Raw genomic sequence first — 19,579 nt, 5'->3', positions numbered from 1 at the left:
CCTGCCCTCAACCGGTCACGGCACGTCGGCGGACCGGAATGGTCATCGCCGCGACCCCGGTGATGACGCAGGCAAGCCCCACCAATGCCGTGCTGCTGACGCTCTCTCCCAGAAAGACGACGCCGATCGCCACACCGATGGGAACGCGCAGATAGGCCTGCGCCGTCGTCCCGACGGAGCCGAGCGTATGCACGAGCCGGAAATAGATGACGAAGGCAAGTGCGGTCGAAAAGACCGAGAGGCCGATAAGGGCGAGAAGCGATGGCATGGACGGCGCCAGCGTCCAGGGCCGGTCAACCGCAAGGCTGAGCGGCACGAGGATCACCGCGCCGCAGATGAGCGAGCCCGCCGCCGGCATCATCGGATCGAGGGCCTTGAAACCACGGCCGAAAATGGCCGCGCCCGCATAGCATAGCGTCGCGGCGACGATGGCAAGCTGCGCCGGCAATGCGTCACCGGCACCATTCAGCGCCTCCAGGCCGACGACAAGGGTAATCCCTGTAATCCCGGCGATGACACCGAACAGCTTGCGGCCCGTCACCGGCTCGTGGCGGCTCAGAACGGCGGTCAGCAGAAAGGCAAAGATCGGCGTCGTCGAATTCAGGATGGCGGCCAGACCGGCATCGACCGTCTTTTCCGCCCAGGCGATCAGCGTGAAGGGGATCGCGCTGTTCAGGCAGGCCTGAAACAGGAACCGGCCCCAGGTGGCGATATCCCTCGGCAGGGTCAGCCCCCGAAACCGGATCACCGCCAGCAACAGCAGGCCGGCGATCAGGGTGCGCGCCGCAATCAGCGTGATCGGCGGGATGGTTTCCACGCCGATCTTGATGAAGGTGTAGGATGCGCCCCAGAGCGTTGCGAGCGCCAGCAGCAGCGCCAGTTCCTTTTTCAGATTGATAGTGTCCGGTGTCATGATCGTCTCATATCAGGAGGATTGCCAAATTCCATCCTGCTCTATCGCCCATGGCACGCGGAATGCTTCGATGAAGGGCGAAGTGTCGAAATCTGCCCGCCGGGTATTCGCCCCATCCAAAAGGAAAAGCTAAACTTCTAACAAAACCTTTAAGCTATCGTTCAAATGGCGGCCTTACCATTCGCTGCCATGAAACACGAACCGCACAATGCCTTCCGGTTCCGGCGCGTCAAATGGGGCAATCCCCGGCACGCGATGAACGCGCTGCGCAACACGGATCCGGTTTTCGCCGATGACGCTGCGCCGTCCGGCCGGCTGTTCTGGGTTCTCGTCGTGCTTCTGGTGATCAGCGTCTTTGCCAGCATCGTCATCATCGGCGGCCATCACACCCTTCTCGCCTGGACCTGATGCCGCCGACCGCCCCCTATCCCAGCTCGAATGTGGTGATCCCGTAGATCTGCCCGAGCGGCAGCTCCGGCACCGGGCCGCGATACATCCGCGCCGTCTCGAACACCGGCTTCAGATTGTAGCGGTCGCACAGCGCCCGCGCCGCCGCATTCGGCTCGGGGATATCGAGATAGACCTGACCGCCGCCGGCGCTGGTCACCAGCTTGCGGAAAATCAGGTCGGCGCCGGTTTCCGTATCGGCAAACAGCGGGCCGATCTTGTGACCCTCGCGGCAGGCGCGGATGGTGCCGTAACCAAGCACCTCGGCATTGCGCAGCAGCGCAAAGCTCTCGCGCGTTTCCAGCGGCTTCAGCCATTCGTGCAGGAAGGCATCGCGCCGGGCGGGATTGAACCTCGCGTCATAATCGACCAGCATCGGCACATGCACTGGAGAGACGGACACAAGTTCCGTGCCGGGCGGCTCGGTGCACTGGACTTCGCCGCCATAGCGGAAATTGGCATGGGCATAGACGAAGCCGGACTTGCGGTAATTGTCCTGCTGCGCCACCACGCCGTCGAGCCCGATCGTGCGACCACCCGCCTCGGCCACCGCCCTCTGCCAGAGCATGAGCCCGATCCCCTGCCCGCGAAAATCCGGATGGGCCATGTAGAAACCGAGGAAGGCATAATCTTCGCCGGTGCGCACCAGCGACAGCGCCGCCGCCACCCTGCCATCCTCCTCGGCGATCCAGTAGCCGTCCGGATCCGCCGCCCAGAAGGCCGGCGCGTCGTCGAGACCGGGATTCCAGCCCTCCCTGGCCGCCCAGTCGATCAGCGTATCGAGATCGGCGCGGCTGGCTTTTCGAATGATCGGGGACATGGGCACTCCTGTTCTGCGTGGCAGCCTATCCAAATAGCGCGGCATGGCCATTGTCCACCACCCCCGCCCACGATTGTCCGCGCGTCATCGTTTATGCTTCGTGGCAGCCGCTTGCCCGCTCCTCTCTTTCTGCTACAAAGCCCGTCATAAAGTCATACAAATCGAGCGAAACACCATGAGCCCCATCCATATCTCGATCGTCGGCGTCGGCAAGATCGTCCGCGACCAGCATCTTCCTGCCATTGCGAAGAACAGCGACTACACGCTGATCGCCGCCGCCAGCCGCCACGGCGTCGTCGATGGCATCGACAATTTCAAGTCGATCGAGGCGATGCTCGAAGCGGTACCGGCCATCGACGCCGTCTCGCTCTGCATGCCGCCGCAGTTCCGCTATGCGGCCGCGCGCACCGCGCTCGAAGCCGGCAAGCATGTGTTCCTCGAAAAGCCGCCGGGCGCGACGCTGAGCGAAGTGGCCGACCTGCAGGCGCTCGCCGATAAAAAAGGCCTGTCGCTGTTTGCCAGCTGGCATTCGCGCTATGCGCCGGCCGTCGAAGCCGCAAAGGCTTTCCTCGCCTCCACCAAGATCAACGACGTCAAGGTGATATGGAAGGAAGACGTGCGCCACTGGCATCCGAACCAGGACTGGATCTGGGCCGCCGGCGGCCTCGGCGTCTTCGATCCCGGCATCAACGCCCTGTCGATCGTCACCCATATCCTGCCCAACCCGCTGTTCATCACCTCTGCGACGCTGGAATTCCCGGAAAACCGCGACGCCCCGATCGCCGCCTCGATCGTCTTCAGCGACGCCAACAACCTGCCGGTCTCGGCCGAATTCGACTGGCGCCAGACCGGCCACCAGAGCTGGGATATCGTCGCCGAAACCGACGCCGGCATGATGGTTCTCTCCGAAGGCGGCGCCAAGCTGTCGATCGACGGCAAGCTGGTGCATGACGAGCCCGAACAGGAATACCCGGCCCTCTACGCCCGCTTCGCCGAAATCGTCAAAGCCAAAAAATCCGACGTCGATCTGGCACCGCTGCGCCACGTGGCCGATGCGTTCATGCTCGGACGGCGCAAGTTCGTGGATGCGTTTTTCGATTGAGTTTTCGGCCTGATCTAAGCGTCCCGGGGTTTTCCCGGGACGAACGTCAGAGAGACCGAGCCTGCGCGAAGAACACCGGCCAACCCGTAAATCGGTACAAATACGATCTCGACATCACTCTCTGTTTGACTTCTGGGATAATAATCCCTGCGGTCGTCGCGTTCAGGCAACGGGCGAATGATCAAATCGCCGATGACATTCTGCGGGCTGAAGTTTTCGAGCTCGAGATCGATGATATCATCGATCAACAACGTCACCACTGCGTGCTTGACGGGATCCATTCCCCAAATATGAATTGAGATCGTGCTGGTAGAGCGTCGATTGAGAACCACCTGCGTAATCTCGCCATCATGGAAAAATGGAACATGCCCGAAATAGGCGATCAGCGCTTCGCCGCCGGGAATCGCTCGCCAAGATTTCTCGTCCATACGTTCCGTCGACACCTTTGCCCCTCAAGCTAAGCCTTCTTCACCCAGCGCCCATCCTGATTCTGCTGCCAGTAGGTCAGCGTGTGCCCCTGACCTTTCAGCCTCTTCCAGTACATCCGCGCACAGAAACTGACTCTTCTCGTCTCAATATCGATACCTACCGCTCATTTTTGTCGCCGTGCTTATCTCCACCTCCGGCAGCATCAAAAATGTCCCGTAAGCATCAGCGTTAGCAGCGTCTTTTCGCCCGCGTTCCAGCGACGATAGTTTACAAAAGCGGCACATTCGATGAGAGCGCTGTATTGTTCCGGGCAACGGCGCTTAAAATCAACTGCATCGTCGATGCGAAGCGCAAGTACATTTCCCGGTGCGATGCAGACATTTGTCATGCCGCTCTGCGGATCATCGACATAGCCCATGCAATCAATCCAAGCATCTTGGTTCCGGCCGTAGAACTCCGGGAACCCAAACACCTCTTTGAACACCGAGTGGAAGCTGTCCCAATCGACAATTCTGTCGGTTGGTATCGTCACGACGAGGGTTTGTGTGGCATGATGCTGATGCGGCCCCACAGACATCACGCCTTCTTCACCCAGCGTCCATCCTGATTCTGCTGCCAGTAAGTCAGCGTATGCCCCTCGCCCTTCAGCACCTTCCAGTGCGCCCGCGCGCCTTCCAGCTGCGCAGGATCATAGCCGTCGAACATGAACACCACCCGCTCGTAGCCGGCGACCGGAGGCGGTTCGGCGCCGTCGATCAGGAAGCGGACGGTGGCGGCGTTGCCGTTGTCGGCGCCGGCCGTCAACAGGATCGGCTGGTCGCCGGCAAATTCGGCGGCATCGGTGCCGTGCGGCAGAAAGCTGTCGTCACGGTAGGTCCAGAGATGATTGTCGAGCATGTCGCGGCGTTCTTCGGCCACCGTCTGCACGACGACGCGCCAGCCGCGCTCGACGCAGCGGTCAAGCAGCGGCGGCAGCGCGTCTTCGAGCTTGGATTCGGTCAGATGGTAGAACAGGATTTCCGTCACGTCTCAGATCAGCTCTCGTAGTTCGCGCGGATCAGCTCATCCAGCAGCCGCACGCCGAAGCCGGAGGCCCAGGACTGGTTGATCTCGTCGGTCGGCGAGCCCATCGCGGTTCCGGCGATGTCGAGATGCGCCCAGGGCGTGTCCTTGACGAAGCGCTTGAGGAACTGGGCCGCGGTGATCGAGCCGGCATAGCGGCCGCCGGTGTTCTTCATGTCGGCAAACTTGCTGTCGATCATCTTGTCGTATTCCTTGCCGAGCGGTAGGCGCCACAGCCGCTCCTGCGTTATCAGTCCCGCCGCCGTCAGCTGACCGGCAAGCTTGTCGTCATTGGTGAACAGGCCGGCATGATGGCTGCCGAGCGCCACCATGACGGCCCCCGTCAGCGTCGCCAGGTTGACCATGAATTGCGGCTTGAAGCGGTCGTTGCAGTACCACAGCGCATCGCAGAGCACGAGCCGGCCTTCGGCATCGGTGTTGATGATCTCGATGGTCTGGCCGGACATCGAGGTGACGATATCGCCCGGACGCTGGGCGTTGCCATCCGGCATGTTTTCCACAAGGCCGATAATGCCGACGACATTGGCCTTCGCCTTGCGGGCGGCCAGCACATGCATCAGGCCGGTGACGGCGGCAGCACCGCCCATGTCGCCCTTCATCTCCTCCATGCCGGCGCCCGGCTTGATCGAGATGCCGCCGCTGTCGAAGACGACGCCCTTGCCGACAAAGGCCACCGGCTTGTCCTTCGGTTTTCCGCCCTTCCACTGCATGATCGCCAGGCGCGGCGGCCGCACCGAGCCCTGCGCGACACCGAGCAGCGCGCCCATGCCGAGTTTCTTCATCTCGCGCTCGGTCAGGATCTCGACTTCGACGCCGAGCTTTTCCAGCTCCTTGGCCTTGGCCGCGAATTCGACCGGACCGAGCACGTTGGCGGGTTCGTTGACCAGGGTCCGCGCCAGGAAGACGCCTTCCCCCACCGCCTGCGAAATCACCGCCGCCTTCTTTGCCGCGACCACCGCGCCCGTGACGATGGTGACCTTCACCGGCTTCGGAGGGCCTTTCTGGTCGTCGTCGTCCTTCTTCGTCGTCTTGTAGGTATCGAAGCTGTAGGCATTCATCTCCATGCCAAGCGCGAAATCGGCAGCCGCCTTGCCCGAAACCTCAAGGCCCGGCGCATCGAGGAAAATCGCCACCTTGTCGGCGCCGCGGATCTTCGAGGCCGCCGCGCCGCCGGCCTTCAGCCAGTCATGCGCGGCAAGGCCTGTGCCATCGCCGATGCCGAGAACCAGGATACGGTCGACCGGCGCGCCATGCGGCGCGACGATATCGAGCGTGCTCAGCGACCTGGCCTTGAATTTCGCAATCCGGGCTGCTTTGGCGACAATCGCCTCGGGATCGGCCTCCGCGGCTCCCGCCGCCTCTTTTCCGTCAAGAGTCTTGAGCAGGATCGCCAGGCCACCGGACAGGCGTGCCGATTTGCTGAAACCGATTTCGAATTTCAATGACATGAAGAGACTCCAGAATGACCCCAGGCGGACGCCGGTATGTTACATCGCGGCTACAGTGGCAAACATTCGCCATCAACTGCAAGCCCGGAAACAGGTTCACCCACCCTTCTTGGTTTTGATGCCCTTGGCAAGACGCACCCTTGTGTTTACATGCCGTTAACTATCATTCTTTGCTGAGCCTTAGCCCTGCCCCTTTACAATTTGGTTGTCGTGAAAAACTTGCAAACCGGTTCGATCAGCGCAATAGGAACTCGCGGACCGGGCCGATACCTATCGGCGGCGCCAGACTGGGCGAACGGCGGGAAGATGAGCCAGGACCACGCATGAAGTTGATCGAGCGTTATATCCTGAAGCGGGCGACGGGCATGTTCCTTGTCACGCTTCTGCCGTTGATGGCGATCGTCTGGACGACTCAGGCGTTGACGAGCGTCAATCTGGTGACGGACAGCGGCCAGTCGGTCTTCGCCTTCATGCGCCTGGCAACGCTCATCCTGCCGACGATCATTCCGCTCATTCTGCCCTTCGCGCTGGTTATCGGCGTGGCGCAGACGCTGACGGCGATGAATTCCGATTCGGAGCTGACGGTTCTCAACGCCGCCGGCGCCTCGCGCATGACGATCATCCGCCCGATCCTCTATCTCGGCATCGCGCTCAGCGTCGTCTCGTTTGCCGTCGACAATTTCGTCGAACCCTATTCGCGCATCGCCGTGCGCAAGATGATCGCCACAGCCCATGCCGACCTGTTGTCGTCGATCGTTCAGGAAAACACCTTCCGCAAGATCGGCGACGGCCTTTATGTCCAGGTCGCATCGCGGCGCAGCGGCGGCGTTCTGCACGGCATCTTCGTCGCCGATTCGCGCGATCCCGCCTATGAGCTCGTCTATTACGCCCGCGAAGGCGCCGTCGACGAAAGCGGATCTGCTTTGGTGATGAAGGACGGCGAAGTGCATCGCAAGCTGCCTGACGGCAACGTCTCGATCATCAAGTTCGACAGCTACGCCTTCGACCTGACCGACATGACGAAATCGGCGGGCGAAGCGACGATTCGCGCCAAGGACCGGGACCTGCCCTTCCTCATCAATCCGGATCCGAAGGACCCGGTTTACGCGAAGAACCCGATGCCCTTCACGGCGGAGCTGCATCGCCGGTTCACCGAATGGACTTATCCCCTGCTTTTCGCCCTGGTCACGCTGGTTGTCAGCAGTGACGCCCGTTCGCACCGGGAAGCACGCGTGCATCCGATGATCGCGGCGATGCTGACCTGCCTGTTCATCCGCTGGCTGACATTCTACGCCGCCAACAGCGCGGAGGAATCGCGCGCCTTCATTCTGATCATGTATCTGATCCCGCTTCTCACCGGTTATCTGGCGATACGGCAGCTGATGGGCAACAGGCGGCTTGAAATTCCGCTCACCCTGGAGCAGAAGGTCAACGAGATCCTGGTTCGCCTGCGCCTGACAAAGGCCGCGCCTGCATCTGACGGGAACACGGCTCCATGATCTTCACCACGCTCGGGCGTTATTTTTTCAGGCGATACGCGATCACCACCTTCTGGTTCCTCGCCGGCATCTTCGCGCTGATCTTCATCATCGATTTCAGCGAGCTTGCCAACCGGATGTCGCAGCTGCCGCGATACTCGGTGGCCGGCGCCCTGCTGATGACGACGTTCCGCATTCCGATGATCCTGCAGCAGACAGTGCCGTTCGTCGCCCTGTTTGCCGGCATGGCGGCCTTGATCTCGCTCAACCGCCGCTACGAACTGGTGGTGACGCGCGCCGCCGGCATTTCCGTCTGGCAGTTCCTGCAGCCCTTCGTCATCGGCGCCTTCCTGTTCGGCGTGCTGACGGTGATTGCGCTCAATCCGATCGCCTCCTGGGGCACCAAGAAGGCCGAAGCGTTGGAAGCGGAATGGGGAAGCTCGTCCTCGGCCAAATCGGCGATTTCGATCCCCTGGCTGCGGCAGATCTACGGCAAGGACGACACGATCATCGGCGCCCGGTCCGTTCAGGACGAAGGCAGGACGCTGGTCAACGTCACGGTGATCCATTTCGATCCGCTTGGCACGATCGTTTCGAGACAGGACGCGGCAACAGCAAAACTGGAAGATGGTTACTGGCTTCTGAACGGTGTGACGGAAACGCGCAACGGAGAGCTGCCGCGCCGTCTCGCAACGGTACAGCTGCCGACGCATCTCAAGCCGGAATTCGTCCAGGAAACACTGGCGAAGGCTGATTCCATTCAGTTTTTCGACCTGAAGCACAAGATCGAAGTGGCAAAATCGTTCGGCTTCCCGACCAACGCCATGGAAACCCAATTCCACTCGATGCTTTCGCTTCCGCTGCTTCTGGTGGCAATGACGTTGATCGCTGCAAGCGTCTCGCTCAAATTTAGCCGGTTTAACCAATCGAGACCGGTAATTCTCGGTGGAATCCTGTCGGGCTTCGTGCTTTATGTCGTCACCGTGCTTGTAAAAGCATTCGGGAGCAGCGGCATTGTGCCTCCGTTCGTTGCAGCCTGGTTGCCAGTTGTTGTAGCGATGGCGCTGGGTTCGACGATTCTATTGCATGAGGAGGACGGCTAGTGGCGGCAGGCAACCGCAAACATATCAGGCTGCTGACGGCCATTCTGCTTTCCGGCGTTGCGTTCCAGACGTTTACTCCCGCCGCCCCCGCATGGGCGCAGGAAACCAATATCGATTCGTTCAAGCCGAACATCCCCGACGACGCCAAGATGCTTCTGTCGGCCAACGAGCTTGTCTATAACAAGGACGCGGAGCGCGTGATCGTGCGCGGCGCCGTGCAGATCAATTATGGCGGCTACCAGATGGTCGCCCAGCAGGTCGAATACAGCCAGAAGACCGGGCGCATCATCGCCACCGGTGAAATCGAGCTGATCGAGCCCGGCGGCAACAAGGTCTATGCCGACCAGATGGACGTGACCGACGATTTCGGCAACGGCTTCATCGAGCGGCTGCGCGTCGAAACGACCGACCTGACGAAGCTTGCCGCCGTCACCGGCGAGCGGCGCAACGGCGAGGAAATGATCCTCAACAATGCCGTCTATACCGCATGCACGCCCTGCGCCACCGATCCCGACCACAAGTCGCTCTGGCACGTCAAGGCGCAGCGGATCGTCCAGAACGGCAAGACCCATACGATCCGCATGGAGAAGGCCCGGTTCGAGCTGTTCGGCAAGCCGATCCTCTATCTGCCTGTGCTCGAGGTTCCCGACCAGACGGTCAAGCGCAAGAGCGGCTTCCTGTTTCCGAGTTTCCGCTACACCCAGAAGCTCGGCGCCGGTGTCAGCGTCCCCTATTACTGGGCGATCTCGCCCTATATGGATGCGACCGTCACGGGAACCGGCCTGACCCGCCAGGGTTTCCTGCTCGCCGGCGAATTCCGCCAGCGCTTCGAAAACGGCCAGCATATCCTCACCATGGCCGGCATCGACCAGATGAACCGGAGCAGCTTTACCGCCGGCACCGTCGATGCCCAGGAAAAAGCCCGCGGCATGATTGCCTCTGAGGGCAAGTTCGAGATCAATCCGCGCTGGACGTTCGGCTGGAACGTGCTGGTGCAGAGCGACAACAACTTCGCCAAGACCTACGAACTGTCGACCTTCGACGGCACGACCTATACCAACCAGGCCTACCTGACCGGTCTCGGCAAGCGCAATTATTTCGACATGCGCGCCTTCTACTTCGACATCCAGGATGCCGATCCCAACAGCATTGCCGAAAACAAGCAGGCCGAAGCGCAGGTTCTCGACTATTCCTATACCGCGCCCAAGCCGGTGTTCGGCGGCGAGCTGACCGCCGACATCAACATGACCAATATCAACCGCAACCGTCAGGACGAATTGTCGGTACCGGGTATCGTCAACCGCTTTCCCGGTCTCGACGGCACGTATCACCGCCTGAGCGCCGAATTGGAATGGAAGCGCAACTTCATCATTCCGGGCGGCCTGTCGCTGACGCCGATCCTTGCCGCCCGCGGCGATGCGATCGGATCCTCCATGTCCGATCCGGGCGACGACTATACCGGCAACTTCGACAATGGCGACGCCGCCACCCGGCGCATGCTGACGGCCGGGATCGACGCGCGTTATCCCATCCTGCTGACGACCGACTACAGCAGCCACATCATCGAGCCGATCGCCCAGATCTTTGCCCGTCCCAACGAGGAATATGCCGGCGGCCTGCCGAACGAGGACGCACAGAGCTTCGTCTTCGATGCGACCACGCTGTTCGACCGCGACAAGTTTTCAGGCTATGACCGCATCGAAGGCGGCACGCGGGCCAATCTCGGCGTCCGCTATACCGGCGCGCTCGGCAACGGCTATGCCCTTCGGGCGATTGCCGGCCAGTCCTTCCATCTCGGCGGGCTGAATTCGTTTGCGACCGACGACCTGGTCCAGGCCGGCGCCAATTCCGGTCTTGAAACCAACCGCTCCGACTATGTCGGCATGGTCGGCATCGATGCGCCATCGGGCATCACGGCCAGCCTCAGCGGCCGCCTGGACGAAAAGAATTTCGATCTGCGCCGTGCCGATGCGACGCTCGGCTACCAGGGCATCCTGTGGCAGACGGCAGTGACCTATACCAGCATCAAGGCACAGCCGCTCTACGGCTCGGTCCGCGACCAGGACGAAATCCAGACGGCGGCGGCCTACAAGTTCGCCGATTACTGGTCGGTGTTCGGGTCGGTCACCTACGATCTGAACAGCAACCTCGTGACGCGCAACGGGTTCGGCGTCACCTATGACGACCGGGATACGATCTTCTCGATCGTCTACAAGGAAGAACGCGATACCGATCAGTCCGTCGCCAACGACTGGTCGATCGGCGCACGCATCAGCTTCCGCACGCTGGGTGATATCGACGTCGGCGATACGAAGTTCGACGGCCTGAACTGAGACGCGCCGTTTCGGCAGCGCGCTCCTTAATCCTGCGGCAATCCTGCCCTAAAAGCATTGCCGCAGGTAAACGGCAGCCGAATCCGTGTTTTGGAGCGGTCGGCAGGTCTTGTCATTGTTCGGCCGCATGTATTATGCATCCTTGCAAAGAAATGCGCAGGACGATTGCGCTTGGCACAAAGACCTTGATCCGCGGACACGTCAGTTCAGCGGAAAATGAAAAGGATAAGAAATGGGCGGGAAACTTTCGATCACGCGCACGGTTTCGGCAATGATCCTGGCCTGCGGCCTGGCATTGGCCGCAGCGCCTGCAGCCTACGCCGAAAGCAAGGTCGTCGCCGTCGTCAACGGTGCGCCCATCACCTCCGGTGACATCGCCAAGCGCGCCGCCTTCATGCGCCTGCAGAAGCAGGGTGGCGGCACGGCAGCCGCCCGCGAGCAGCTGATCGACGAAGCGCTCAAGCGCGAGGAAGTTCTCCGGGTCGGTGCCTCCGTCAGCACCACCGATGTCGATGGTGCCGTCGGGCGCTTTGCCGCCGGCAACAAGCTGACCGTCGAACAGCTGTCGCACGTTCTCGATCAGGCGGGTGTCGGTCTCGATCACTTCCGCAATTATGTCGCCGTTGCCATGAGCTGGCCGCGTGTCGTCAACGCCCGCTTCGGCGGTGGTGGCGGCGGGCGCCTTTCCAACGAGGATCTCGTCCGGCGCATGCAGGAAAAGGGCACCAAGCCGGTGACCACGGAATATTTCCTGCAGCAAGTCATTTTCGTCGTGCCGGCCTCCAAGCGTAACGCCATCATCGGCAAGCGCCAGGCGGAAGCCAATGCCTCGCGCGCGAAATATCCGGGCTGCGATCAGGCCAAGGTCTTTGCCGCCACCATGCGGGATGTCTCGGTGCGCAATCTCGGCCGGATGATGGCCCAGGAAATTCCCGCCGACTGGAAGCCGCTGGTCGAACAGGCCGGCGACGGTATTACGACCGGAACCCGCGTCACCGACCGGGGCGTGGAATATCTCGCCATCTGCAAGAAGCGTGAGGTTTCCGACGACCTCGCCGCCGAAATCGTCTTCCGTGCCGAAGACCTCGGCAAGAAGCAGGAAGGCGAAGACGCCAACAGCAAGCGTTATATCGAGGAACTGCGCAAGAAGGCGCAGATCGTCGAAAAGTAGCCGCATCATGCCTCCAATGCGCGACAGGCCGCTCGCCCTGACCATGGGCGACCCGGCCGGGATCGGCCTCGACATCAGCCTGGCCGTCTGGATGAACAGACAAACCTGGCGGACCCCGCCCTTCCTCCTGATCGGCGATCCGGCAGCACTGACCGATCGCGCCCGTCTTCTCGGCCATGATGTCGCGATCCGCGAAACGGATTGCGAGGGAGCCATCGACACCTTCGAACAGGCGCTGCCGGTCCTGCCGCTCACTTGCACCGCAGCCGTCACCCCGTGCCAGCCGGATTCTGCCAATGCCGGCGCGATCACCGGCGCCATCGAAACGGCCGTCCGGCTGACGATGGAGGGGACGGCTTCTGCCATCGTCACCAATCCGATCGCCAAATCCGTGCTCTACGACGCGGGCTTCCGGTTTCCCGGCCACACCGAATTTCTCGCCGATATCGGCGAACGGCTGACCGGCGAGAAACTGTTGCCCATCATGATGCTGGCCGGACCGAAGCTGATGGCCGTTCCGGTGACGATCCACATCCCGCTGAAGGACGTGCCGGCGCAACTGACCCCGGACCTCATCTACCGGACCTGCGCGATCACCGTGCGCGACCTTCGCGACCGGTTCGGGCTGGCCTCTCCCCGTGTCGCCGTCGCCGGCCTCAATCCGCATGCCGGTGAAAACGGTGCGCTGGGGCTGGAAGACGACGCGGTCATCCGCCCCGTCATCGAGCGGCTGCGGGCCGAGGGTGTCGATATCACCGGCCCCCTGCCCGCCGACACCATGTTCCACGACCGCGCCCGCGCGACCTATGACGTGGCGATCTGCATGTATCACGATCAGGCGCTGATCCCCGCCAAGGCGCTCGGCTTCGACGACAGCGTCAATGTCACGCTCGGCCTGCCGTTCATCCGCACCTCGCCGGATCACGGCACCGCCTTCACTCTGGCTGGCAAGGGTATCGCCCGTGCCGACAGCCTGCTGGCAGCTCTGACGATGGCGCAGCAGCTTGGCCGCAATGCTTCGAAAGGAAAGAGCTGATGGCGGCGATCGACGGCCTGCCGCCACTGCGCGACGTCATTACCCGCCATGGTCTTGACGCCAAAAAAGCACTCGGCCAGAATTTCCTGCTCGATCTCAACCTCACCCAGAAGATCGCCCGCACCGCCGGTTCGCTCGACGGCGTGACGGTGATCGAGGTCGGTCCCGGCCCCGGCGGGCTGACCCGCGCCGTCCTGTCGCTTGGCGCCAAGAAGGTCATTGCCATCGAGCGCGATGCGCGCTGCCTGCCGGCCCTTGCCGAAATCGCCGATTTTTATCCCGGCCGCCTCGACGTCATCGAGGGCGACGCGCTGAAGACGCCGTTCGAGACGCTGGCCACCGAAGGCCCCGTCAAGATCATCGCCAACCTGCCCTACAATGTCGGCACGCAGCTTTTGGTCAACTGGCTGCTGCCGAATGCGTGGCCGCCGTTCTACCAGTCGATGACGCTGATGTTCCAGCGCGAGGTGGGCCTGCGGATCGTGGCGGATGCCGACGACAACCATTACGGCCGGCTTGGCGTGCTCTGCGGCTGGCGGACGGAGGCGCGCATGGCCTTCGACGTGCCGCCACAGGCCTTCTCCCCACCGCCGAAGGTCACCTCCTCCGTCGTCCATCTGGAACCGCGCGAAAACCCGATCCCCTGCTCAGCCGCCAATCTGGAGAAGGTAACGATGGCCGCCTTCGGCCAGCGCCGCAAGATGCTGCGCCAGAGCGTCAAGTCGATCGGCGGCGAAGCCCTGCTGGCCAAGGCCGATATCGATCCCCAGCGGCGAGCCGAAACGCTGTCCGTGGAAGAATTCTGCCGGATTGCCAACTGCCTCTGACCGGCCGTCGCACGCCTGTTAAACAAGTCAGCCAGAAACATCTCCACGCACTTTCGATCTGCGTGCAAAAGGGGATTTCGAGCATGACGACGGTATCTCAGCCAGCAGCCTTCAACCAGAAATTACGCATCCATGCGCTTTGGCTCCTCGCCGTGGCTTTTCTGTCGATCTTCATCGTCAGCATGCCGCTTCTGGGCGGAGAGAGCGGGCTGCATGAACCGATCGAGATGTCGGGCGTCACCCTGCTTTTCGCCGCGATCCTCGGGCGGCTCTGGAGCATCCTCTATATCGGATCGCACAAGAACAGCCGGCTGGTGACCGACGGTCCCTATTCCGTCAGCCGCAACCCGCTCTATCTTTTCTCGCTGATCGGAGTGGCCGGTATCGGCCTGATGTTCGGCTCGCTGCTGATCACCGCGGCACTTGCCAGTGTGGCATTCCTGATCTTTCGCGCCACCTCGCTGCGGGAAGCCGCCTATCTGCGCGCCAAGTTCGGCGCCGACTACGACGCCTATGCAACCGAAACGCCGCTTCTCTGGCCGGATCTGCGGCTTTACCGGAGCGAAACGGAAGTCACCTTCTCGACACCCGCGCTGGCGACGACCTTTCGCGATGCGATCTGCCTGCTGGCGCTGTTTCCGGCCATTGAGCTTCTGGAGAAGCTGCACACCACGGGTTATCTGACAACGCTGCTCTATATTCCCTGAAGTCTGACACCAAGCTTCGATGACAGGGACCTATAGGACAGGCTCCTGTCATCGAGAGACGGGATCAGAGCTGCGGCGTTTCCGTCAGAAGCCCGTTGACGAACTCGAACAGGCCGGGGCGCCGGTCGCGGCGCAGGCGTTCCGCCTCGACGATGGCCTGGACCGACGCAAAGGCGCTGTCCAGATCCTCGTTGACGACGATATAGTCGTATTCCAGCCAGTGCTCGATCTCCGAGCGCGAATTGGCCAGCCGCGTGGCGATGACCTCTTCGGTATCCTCGGCGCGGCGGTGCAGGCGCGATTGCAGTTCGGCCATCGTCGGCGGCAGGATGAAGATCGACACGACATCGCCGCCCATCTTTTCCTGAAGCTGCTGGGCGCCCTGCCAGTCAATGTCGAACAGCATGTCCTGCCCTTCCGACATGGCAGTCTCCACCGCATCGCGCGGCGTGCCGTAGAAATTGCCGTGAACCTCGGCCCATTCCAGGAGAGCGTCGGTCTGGCGCAGCCCCTCGAACTCCCGGATCGACTTGAAGAAATAGTGGCGCCCCTCGATCTCGCTCGGGCGGCGCTTGCGCGTCGTGACGCTGACGGAGATGCTCATATGCGGATCGGCTTCGAGCAGATTGCGCGCAATCGTCGACTTTCCCGCGCCCGATGGCGAGGAAATCACCAGCATGAGGCCGCGGCGCTGAATGGCTTTGGAAGATGGCGGGCTCGCGGGGCTCATGGTCACTCCAGATTTTGGACCTGTTCACGGAACTGGTCGATAACGACCTTCAGCTCGATCCCGGCGGCGGTCACCGACGCGGCATTCGACTTGGAACAGATGGTATTTGATTCGCGGTTAAATTCCTGAGAAAGGAAATCGAGCTTGCGGCCAACGGGGCCGCCTTTGTGCAAAAGATCGCGGGCCGCCACCACATGGGTGCGCAGGCGGTCGATTTCCTCGCGGATATCGGCCTTGGCCGCCAGCAGCGCTACCTCGCCATAGAGGCGATCCTGATCGACCGTCGAGCCGCCGTCCATCACCAGCGCCACCTGGCTGGCAAGGCGGGCGGTGATCACAGCGACGCTGCGCGACGGGTCGGCCTCGATCGCGCCGGTCAGGGCTTCGATCTTGTCGATCTGGTCGAGCAGAACCTGGCGCAGGGCCACACCTTCGGTTTCGCGCATCGACGCCATGTCGGCAAGCGCCAGCCGCAGGCCCGACAGGAGATCCGCGTCGCGCGCTGCGCGCTCACCCTCCTGCTCTTCCGGCTCGCGGAAGTCGACAATGCCGCGAATGGAGAGCAGCGTGTCGAGGCGCAGCGGCGCCGGGTCGATCACATCGCGCAGTTGCTCGCGCAGCGACAGCACGGCGGCCAGCGCCGCCTGGTTGACGATCGTTTCGACGCCGGCCTCGCTGGTGCTGACGGTCAGATTGACCTGCATGTTGCCGCGCGAAAAGCTCTCTGCCGCCAGCTTGCGCAGCTCGGTCTCCAGATGCTCTGTGCCGGCCGGCAGCCGCAGCCTGAGATCGAGGCCCTTGCCGTTGACCGATCGCAATTCCCATGCCCAGCGGTAGCGCCCGGAGGTCCCCTCGCGGCGGGCAAATCCTGTCATGGATTGCAGCGGCATCGTTTTCTCCTTGCCCCCACACCGTCTGCGCGCCAGCCGGCGGGCAAAAGACGCTGTGGAACATTGACTTGATATCTGAACGTGTACGGCCCCGGCACGGTCGACCGCAAGGGTCAAGCGTAGCGGAGCCGTATCATCCACAACCGGAATAGCAGATTCGGGCCGATTACTCCTGCGCGGGCGCGGGCTCGGCCGCTTTTGCCGCCGCAGCCGCCTTTTCAGCCTCGATCTTGCGCCAGCGCCTGACATTGCTGTTGTGCTCGTCGAGGGTGCCTGCGAACACATGCCCGCCGGTCCCGTCGGCGACGAAATAGAGATCCGACGTCCGCGACGGATTGGCGACCGCCTCCAGCGCCGCCCGGCCCGGATTGGCAATCGGCGTCGGCGGCAGGCCCTTGATCAGATAGGTGTTGTAGGGCGTGCTCTTGTCGAGGTCCGACTTGAGGATCGGCCGGTCGGCCGGCTTGCCGTCGCCGCCGAAGATGCCGTAGATGATCGTCGGATCGGATTGCAGCCGCATGCCCTTTTCAAGACGATTGATGAAGACGGAGGCGACCCGCGAGCGCTCGTCGGCAATGCCGGTTTCCTTCTCGACGATCGACGCCAGCGTGACGAACTCCTCCTTGCTCGAAATCGGCAGGTTCGGATCGCGCTTGTCCCAGATCTGGTCGACAAGCACCTTCTGCGCCGCCGCCATCTGGGCGATGATTTCCGCCCGCTTGGTGCCCCGCGAGAACTTGTAGGTATCCGGCCGCAAGCTGCCCTCCGCCGGCACCTGGGCCGGAAGATCGCCTTCCAGCACCGGATCGGTGCTCAGCCTGGAAAACATCTGCTTGACCGTCAGGCCTTCGGGCAGCGAGACCGAATAGAGAATGGACTTGCCGGATTTCAGCAGCTGCATGACTTCCTGCATCGAGGAGCCGGCCTTGATCTCGTATTCGCCGGCCTTCAGCGTATCGTTGTCCTCGAGATAGGCTTCGGACATGAAGCGGAAAACGCGACCGTCGGTGACGATATTGCTGCGCTCGAGGCTGCTGGCGATTTCCTGGATGCCGGCGCCGTTGCGCACGATGAAATTGGTGTTTGCCGTCAGCGGGCCTTTCTCCTCGTAGGCCGACATCGCATAATAGACCGTACCGGCGGCGGCGATCGTCAGGCAGACGACGACGGTCATCACGAAATTCAGAAAGATGACGACCTGGCTTTTGGCCTTGCGCGACCGCTTGGGCGGCTGCGGCACTTTTTCCGGACGAAGGGCTTCGCTCGCCGATTTCGGAATGATCGGGCCGGTATTGCCCGCCTCGTTACGGCCGAAAGGCACTGGGCTGTTTTCGTTTGCGTCGTTCACAGGTGTCCTGGTTCTGGAGTTCGCATCATGCACGTCTCAATCCCTGATGCGAACTCCAGAAGAGAAACAGGAAAGAGAATCATCTCAACACGATTGCAGCGACCTTACACTTTTCGCCTTGTGCCGGCATGGTCCCGGACCAGCCTTGGCTCGACAGGCTGCAGTCACAATCGCCCGTATGCCACGTTTGAACTGAGCAATGCGGCAAAACCACGATAACGGGAGGAATTATCGTGTTTAGAGACAGCGCCGGCACCCGTGGGCGCCGGCTGCGGCATCAGGCGTAGCGGCGCAGAACGAGCGATGCGTTCGTGCCACCGAAGCCGAAGGAATTCGACAGGGCGACGTTGATCTCGCGCTTGCGCGCCACATGCGGCACCAGGTCGATCTTGGTTTCGACCGACGGATTGTCGAGATTGAGCGTCGGCGGGGCGACATTGTCGCGGATCGCCAGCGCGCAGAAGATCGCCTCCACCGCACCGGCAGCGCCGAGCAGGTGGCCGATCGCCGATTTCGTCGAGGACATCGAGACCTTGCCGGCATGGTCGCCCATGACGCGCTCGACCGCGCCAAGCTCGATCGTGTCGGCCATGGTCGAGGTGCCATGCGCATTGACGTAATCGACGTCGGCGGCCGTCAGGCCGGCGCGCTTCAGCGCCATCTGCATGCAGCGATAGGCGCCGTCGCCGTCCTCGGCAGGGGCGGTGATGTGGAAGGCATCGCCGGACAGGCCATAGCCGACGACTTCGGCATAGATCTTGGCGCCGCGCGCCTTGGCGTGTTCCAGCTCTTCGAGAACGACGATACCGGCACCCTCGCCCATCACGAAGCCGTCGCGATCCTTGTCGTAGGGGCGCGATGCCTTGGTCGGGTCGTCATTGTGCTGCGTCGACAGCGCCTTGCAGGCGGCAAAGCCGGCCAGCGCGATGCGCGAGATCGGCGATTCCGTGCCGCCGGCCACCATGACGTCGGCATCGCCCATCATGATGAAGCGCGCGGCATCGCCGATCGCGTGGGCGCCGGTCGAACAGGCGGTGACGACGGAATGATTGGGGCCGCGCAGCTTGTGGCGGATCGACACCTGGCCGGAGGCAAGGTTGATCAGGCGGCCCGGAATGAAGAAGGGAGAGACCCGGCGCGGGCCGCGGTCGCGCAGCGCAATACCGCCGTCGACGATGCCTTCGAGACCGCCGATGCCCGAGCCGATCATCACGCCGGTGGCGATCTGGTCCTCATCGGTCTTCGGATGCCAATCGGCATCGGCCAGCGCCATGTCGGCTGCGGCCATCGCATAGATGATGAAGCTGTCGACCTTGCGCTGTTCCTTCAGTTCCATCCAGTTGTCGGGATTGAAGGTACCATTGGTGCCATCGCCGAACGGCAGGCGGCAGGCGATCTTCGCGGGCAGGTCGTCGACTTCGAATTCGGTAACCCTGCGGGCGGCATTGTCTCCGGCGATGAGCCGCGACCAAGTGAGCTCGGTTCCGCAACCCAAGGGAGATACCATGCCGGTACCGGTGATAACGACACGTCTCATAACCCGTGATCCACCCTGCCTGTTAGTTCAGAACCGGACCGGACCTCGCGCTAAAAAACCGGATCCGTACATCCTTTTCCGTGATGCGATATCGCGTGATCTCAGGTACGGAAGCAAAGACGCTTTCCTCGATCACCCGTTGCTCCCGAAATGGGGAGACAGTCCCTTGAAGGGACG

The 19,579-nt window shown here is 62.1% G+C and carries 19 protein-coding genes and 1 pseudogene; 9 read left to right on the top strand and 11 right to left on the bottom strand.

Annotation, left to right across the window (positions count from 1 at the left end; genetic code table 11):
- Positions 1–7 precede the first annotated feature (7 nt).
- Positions 8–913, bottom strand: a complete 906-nt coding sequence (locus ADU59_RS07305; RefSeq protein WP_068953181.1) for a DMT family transporter — start codon at positions 911–913, stop codon at positions 8–10.
- Between the two features lie 189 nt (positions 914–1,102).
- Here ADU59_RS07305 and ADU59_RS07300 point away from each other — a divergent pair, with 189 nt between their 5' ends.
- The gene (locus ADU59_RS07300; RefSeq protein ID WP_068953179.1) at positions 1,103–1,321 is read left to right on the top strand and encodes a hypothetical protein; all 219 of its coding nucleotides are present in this window, start codon (positions 1,103–1,105) and stop codon (positions 1,319–1,321) included.
- 16 nt (positions 1,322–1,337) lie between these two features.
- On the opposite strand, the gene ADU59_RS07295 is transcribed toward ADU59_RS07300, so the two are convergent.
- Entirely contained in the window at positions 1,338–2,180 is an 843-nt protein-coding gene (locus ADU59_RS07295; RefSeq protein WP_083198159.1) for a GNAT family N-acetyltransferase, read from the bottom strand.
- A 175-nt stretch (positions 2,181–2,355) separates the two neighbouring features.
- Here ADU59_RS07295 and ADU59_RS07290 point away from each other — a divergent pair, with 175 nt between their 5' ends.
- The gene (locus ADU59_RS07290; RefSeq protein WP_068953176.1) at positions 2,356–3,282 is read left to right on the top strand and encodes a Gfo/Idh/MocA family protein; all 927 of its coding nucleotides are present in this window, start codon (positions 2,356–2,358) and stop codon (positions 3,280–3,282) included.
- Between the two features lie 14 nt (positions 3,283–3,296).
- On the opposite strand, the gene ADU59_RS07285 is transcribed toward ADU59_RS07290, so the two are convergent.
- The 5 genes and pseudogenes from ADU59_RS07285 to ADU59_RS07270 form a co-directional block, all read right to left on the bottom strand.
- A complete protein-coding gene (locus tag ADU59_RS07285) occupies positions 3,297–3,710 on the bottom strand; it encodes a hypothetical protein (protein ID WP_068953174.1) in 414 nt (137 codons plus the stop codon).
- Positions 3,711–3,739: 29 nt separating this feature from the next.
- Positions 3,740–3,832: pseudogene (locus tag ADU59_RS29540) on the bottom strand (DNA polymerase III subunit chi); the annotation flags it as partial.
- A gap of 81 nt (positions 3,833–3,913) precedes the next feature.
- Positions 3,914–4,288 (bottom strand): barstar family protein, encoded by a 375-nt coding sequence (locus ADU59_RS07280; protein ID WP_068953172.1) that lies wholly within the window; start codon positions 4,286–4,288, stop codon positions 3,914–3,916.
- Positions 4,288–4,737: a DNA polymerase III subunit chi gene (locus ADU59_RS07275; RefSeq protein WP_068953170.1), complete on the bottom strand. Its 450-nt coding sequence runs from the start codon at positions 4,735–4,737 to the stop codon at positions 4,288–4,290. The genes ADU59_RS07280 and ADU59_RS07275 overlap by 1 nt, the downstream gene beginning before the upstream one ends.
- An 8-nt stretch (positions 4,738–4,745) precedes the next feature.
- Positions 4,746–6,242, bottom strand: coding sequence for a leucyl aminopeptidase (locus ADU59_RS07270; RefSeq protein ID WP_068953168.1), 1,497 nt, complete (start codon positions 6,240–6,242; stop codon positions 4,746–4,748).
- Positions 6,243–6,565: 323 nt separating this feature from the next.
- On the opposite strand from ADU59_RS07270, the gene lptF reads away from it, so the two are divergent.
- From lptF to ADU59_RS07235, 7 genes are all read left to right on the top strand, one after another.
- Positions 6,566–7,741 carry an LPS export ABC transporter permease LptF gene (gene lptF, locus ADU59_RS07265; protein ID WP_068953166.1) on the top strand — a complete coding sequence of 392 codons (1,176 nt, stop codon included), beginning with the start codon at positions 6,566–6,568 and terminating at the stop codon, positions 7,739–7,741.
- On the top strand, positions 7,738–8,823 hold the full coding sequence (gene lptG / locus ADU59_RS07260) for an LPS export ABC transporter permease LptG (RefSeq protein WP_068953164.1): 1,086 nt from the start codon (positions 7,738–7,740) through the stop codon (positions 8,821–8,823). The genes lptF and lptG overlap by 4 nt, the downstream gene beginning before the upstream one ends.
- A complete protein-coding gene (locus tag ADU59_RS07255; RefSeq protein ID WP_068953162.1) occupies positions 8,823–11,156 on the top strand; it encodes an LPS-assembly protein LptD in 2,334 nt (777 codons plus the stop codon). The genes lptG and ADU59_RS07255 overlap by 1 nt, the downstream gene beginning before the upstream one ends.
- A gap of 232 nt (positions 11,157–11,388) precedes the next feature.
- Complete coding sequence (locus ADU59_RS07250; RefSeq protein ID WP_068953160.1) at positions 11,389–12,327, top strand: SurA N-terminal domain-containing protein; 939 nt, start codon at positions 11,389–11,391, stop codon at positions 12,325–12,327.
- A gap of 7 nt (positions 12,328–12,334) precedes the next feature.
- Positions 12,335–13,363 carry a 4-hydroxythreonine-4-phosphate dehydrogenase PdxA gene (pdxA, locus tag ADU59_RS07245; protein WP_068953157.1) on the top strand — a complete coding sequence of 343 codons (1,029 nt, stop codon included), beginning with the start codon at positions 12,335–12,337 and terminating at the stop codon, positions 13,361–13,363.
- Complete coding sequence (rsmA, locus tag ADU59_RS07240; RefSeq protein WP_068953156.1) at positions 13,363–14,190, top strand: 16S rRNA (adenine(1518)-N(6)/adenine(1519)-N(6))-dimethyltransferase RsmA; 828 nt, start codon at positions 13,363–13,365, stop codon at positions 14,188–14,190. Before pdxA ends, rsmA begins: the two co-directional genes overlap by 1 nt.
- An 83-nt stretch (positions 14,191–14,273) precedes the next feature.
- Entirely contained in the window at positions 14,274–14,897 is a 624-nt protein-coding gene (locus tag ADU59_RS07235; RefSeq protein WP_068953154.1) for a methyltransferase family protein, read from the top strand.
- Between the two features lie 64 nt (positions 14,898–14,961).
- Here ADU59_RS07235 and gmk read toward each other — a convergent pair whose 3' ends face one another.
- The 4 genes from gmk to fabF form a co-directional block, all read right to left on the bottom strand.
- Positions 14,962–15,627: a guanylate kinase gene (gene gmk, locus ADU59_RS07230; RefSeq protein ID WP_068953152.1), complete on the bottom strand. Its 666-nt coding sequence runs from the start codon at positions 15,625–15,627 to the stop codon at positions 14,962–14,964.
- 2 nt (positions 15,628–15,629) lie between these two features.
- Positions 15,630–16,517 (bottom strand): YicC/YloC family endoribonuclease, encoded by an 888-nt coding sequence (locus ADU59_RS07225; RefSeq protein WP_068953150.1) that lies wholly within the window; start codon positions 16,515–16,517, stop codon positions 15,630–15,632.
- Positions 16,518–16,683: 166 nt separating this feature from the next.
- Positions 16,684–17,865 (bottom strand): endolytic transglycosylase MltG, encoded by a 1,182-nt coding sequence (gene mltG, locus ADU59_RS07220; RefSeq protein WP_068953148.1) that lies wholly within the window; start codon positions 17,863–17,865, stop codon positions 16,684–16,686.
- 277 nt (positions 17,866–18,142) lie between these two features.
- Positions 18,143–19,402: a beta-ketoacyl-ACP synthase II gene (fabF, locus tag ADU59_RS07215; protein WP_068953146.1), complete on the bottom strand. Its 1,260-nt coding sequence runs from the start codon at positions 19,400–19,402 to the stop codon at positions 18,143–18,145.
- Positions 19,403–19,579: the final 177 nt, after the last annotated feature.

It is taken from the genome of Pararhizobium polonicum, from assembly GCF_001687365.1.
GTDB classification, from domain to species: Bacteria; Pseudomonadota; Alphaproteobacteria; order Rhizobiales; family Rhizobiaceae; genus Pararhizobium; species Pararhizobium polonicum.
Note: the sequence above shows the minus strand (reverse complement) of the source record. Positions and strands in the feature narration are given on the sequence as shown.